2 protein-coding genes are annotated in these 3,185 nt (G+C 73.7%); both read left to right on the forward strand.

What is annotated here, in order from left to right:
* The first annotated feature begins 5 nt into the window (after positions 1 to 5).
* Entirely contained in the window at positions 6 to 992 is a 987-nt protein-coding gene (locus tag VFZ20_RS04365) for a formylglycine-generating enzyme family protein (RefSeq protein ID WP_414682923.1), read from the forward strand.
* 413 nt (positions 993 to 1,405) lie between these two features.
* Positions 1,406 to 2,458: an HAD family hydrolase gene (locus VFZ20_RS04370; RefSeq protein WP_329682612.1), complete on the forward strand. Its 1,053-nt coding sequence runs from the start codon at positions 1,406 to 1,408 to the stop codon at positions 2,456 to 2,458.
* The last annotated feature ends 727 nt before the right edge of the window (positions 2,459 to 3,185 follow it).

Consider the following 3,185-nt stretch of genomic DNA (forward strand, 5'->3'; position numbering starts at 1 on the left):
CCCGCGTGAAGCGCACGATCCCCCTTCCGCCCCAGCGCGCGGCCGCCGGCGCCGCGCCCGGCCCGGCACCGTTCCGCGACATGGCCTGGATTCCCGGCGGCACCTTTCGCATGGGCTCGGACCGGCACTACCGCGAAGAAGCGCCCGCCCGCGACGCGACCGTCGCCGGGTTCTGGATGGACCGGCACCCGGTGACCAACGCCCAGTTCGGCCGCTTCGTGGCGGCGACGGGCTACGTGACGGTGGCGGAGCGCGCGCTGGACCCGGCGGAGTACCCGGGCGCGCTGCCGGACCTGCTCGTCCCCGGCTCCGTCGTCTTTACCCCGCCCGCCGGACCCGTGCCGCTCACGACGCACTTCGCCTGGTGGGCGTACGTGCCCGGCGCCAGCTGGCGGCACCCCGCTGGGCCGGGGAGCGCCGCGTCCGGGCTGTCCGCCCACCCGGTGGTGCACGTGGCGTGGGAGGACGTGGCGGCGTACGCCGCGTGGGCCGGCAAGACGCTGCCCACGGAAGCGGAGTGGGAGCGCGCGGCGCGCGGCGGGCTGGAGGACAGGGAGTACGCGTGGGGAGACGCGCTGTCCCCCGGCGGGCGCATCATGGCCAACGTGTGGCAGGGCGAGTTTCCGCGCGAGAACCTGCTGCTGGACGGATGGGAGCGCACCTCGCCCGTGGGGAGCTTTCCCCCCAACGGGTTTGGCCTGTACGACATGATCGGCAACGTGTGGGAGTGGACGGCGGACTGGTGGCGCGAGGGCGGGGCCGTTGCCGGCGCCTGCTGCGCGTGCCGGGAGGAGGAGGACGGCGGGCGGCAGGCGAGCATGGACCCGGCGCAGCCGCGGGTGCGCATTCCGCGCAAGGTGCTCAAGGGGGGCTCGTACCTGTGCGCGCCGAACTACTGCGTCCGCTACCGCCCCGCCGCCCGCATCCCCCAGCAGGTGGACACGGGGACCGGCCACCAGGGCTTTCGCTGCATCGTCCGCGTGCCTGGCTGATCCTGGATGCGGAGGAACGCGTGCTCATCCGCAGGCCGGCGCCGCGCCGAACCCGCGGAATCCGCCCGTGCCCGCGCGCCGACTGAAGAGTCGGGGGGATGGGCGGGCTGCCGTGCCGGCCGCGACGGCCCCGCGCCAGGAGCCGTCCCGCTCGGTGGGCCACACCGCTGCCGCCCCGGTTCCACGGCCGGCGCCCCGGTGTCCGCGCGAGCACAGGGGTCACGAGGGCGGCGGCGGGAAAAGGACCGCGATCCTCCCATCGAGGGGATGCGAAGCGTGGAATCTCGCGATTCTTCGAGGAGATCGGCGCGGGGGGCGAGAGGTTCACCAGGATCGTTCGTGACGCGGGGTGGCGAGGGGGACGGGGCCGGGCGGACCCGGTCCGGGAGACGCGCAACGAGGAGGACATCGTCATGACGAAAAGGATGGTTTCGCGGGCCGGCGCGCGGGGACTGCTGGTGCTCTCGCTGGTCACGGGGTGCTGGATGCCGTCCGCCACGCGCGCGCAGACCGGGGCAGACCCGCTCGCCTCGTGGAACGAGGGGCCCGCCAAGCGCGCCATCGTGGACTTCGTGCAGCGGGTCACGCGGGAGGGGGGGCCGGACTTCGTGCCCGTGGAAGAGCGCATCGCCGCCTTCGACAACGACGGCACGCTGTGGGTGGAGAAGCCGCTGCCCACGGAGGTCTACTTCGTCCTGGCGCGGGTGCGGGAGCTGGCCGCCCAGGACCCCACGCTGGCTGGCCGCCAGCCGTTCAAGGCCGCGCTGGAGGGCGACACGGCGTACTTTCACCAGGCGGGCGCGCAGGCGCTGCTGGAGCTGTTCGCGCTCACGCACGCGGGGATGACGCAGGAGGAGTTCGCGGCCGACGCGGAGCGCTTTCTCGCCGGCGGCCGGCATCCCACCCTGGACCGGCCCTTCCCCGCCACGGCGTACCAGCCCATGCTGGAGCTGCTGGCCTACCTGCGGGCCAACGGCTTCCAGACCTGGATCAGCTCCGGCGGCACGATGGACTTCATCCGCGTGTTCGCGCCGTACACCTACGGCGTGCCGCCGGAGCGCACCATCGGCAGCGAGCTGCAGCGCCAGTCGCGGCGGCTGGACGGCCGGCTCTCCGTCTACCGGCTTCCGCGGGGAGAGCACCTGAACGACCGGGACGGCAAGCCCGTGGGGATCGACCGGCACATCGGCCGGCGCCCGCTGCTGGTGGCCGGGAACGTTCTCTCCGGCGGCGACGTGGCCATGATGGAGTACTCCCAGGGGCGGCAGGGTCCGTCGCTGCAGCTGCTCATCAACCACGACGACGGCGCGCGCGAGTTCGCGTACGCGGAACAGGACGGCGCCTCGCTGGCGGCGGCCCGGCGACTCGGCTTCGTGGTGGTGAGCGTGCGCGGCGACTGGAGGCAGGTGTTCCCGGAGCCCGACGTCTCGTCCTCCGCGAGCGAGGCGCTGCGGCGGGAGCGGTAGCCGCCGCGGCCGGGTCCGTCCGGACCTGGCCGTGTCCCGGCCCGGGAAAGCACGGTCCCGCGGCGCGCCGCCGGGTCCGCGGGAGCGGTGGGGCTCCCGCGGCTCGCGCGGCGTGTCGCGGGGCCCTGCTTGCCTCCCGGATCCGCCTCCAGGGTCTCCTCCCGAATCCGCGAATGCCGCGCAGGCATCTTCTCTCGCGAGCACGGCTTTCCCGCAGAAGCGCGGAGCAGAAACGGCAGGGATGAGCTCCCGCGTTCTTGTCTCTCCGCGTCCCCGCGTGCAGCCAGGTCGTTCCTTCCTCGAACCTGGTCGCCCGCAGACGTGGAGAGCGGAAAGACGGTCACGGTGGATTGGTTGCAGGCCCGCGCTTCGGCGGAACCGCGGCGAGCCTGCCGCAGCAACGCCGTGTCCCCCTCGCCCGCGGTGGCGGGTCGCACCGGGCTTCGGAAACGGCAGGCGGATGGAAGCGCGGCAGGAGGCCATCCGCATTTTTTCTGAGACCCCGGCACGCTCCGCGGCGCTCCGCGATCCGCCATCCGGCTTCACCCGATGCGCGATCCCGTGAACCGTCCCCTCGCACGGCCGTAGCGGGAACGCGCCGGCCTTCGCCCGTACCGGGGCTTTTCGGGATCGCGCACCAGGTGCTCGTGGAGGCGGACCCGGTGCGTTGGGGCTGATGTCACCGCTGGCGGATGATGGGGACGGGCATGGAGGAGCCCCCCGAAAC

Source organism: Longimicrobium sp., from assembly GCF_036280135.1.
In the GTDB taxonomy this organism is placed as follows: Bacteria; Gemmatimonadota; Gemmatimonadetes; order Longimicrobiales; family Longimicrobiaceae; genus Longimicrobium.

Coding starts and splice junctions, on each gene's coding strand:
- VFZ20_RS04370 (WP_329682612.1), top strand. CDS start 1,406: ATGACGAAAAGGATGGTTTCGCGGGCCGGCGCGCGGGGACTGCTGGTG.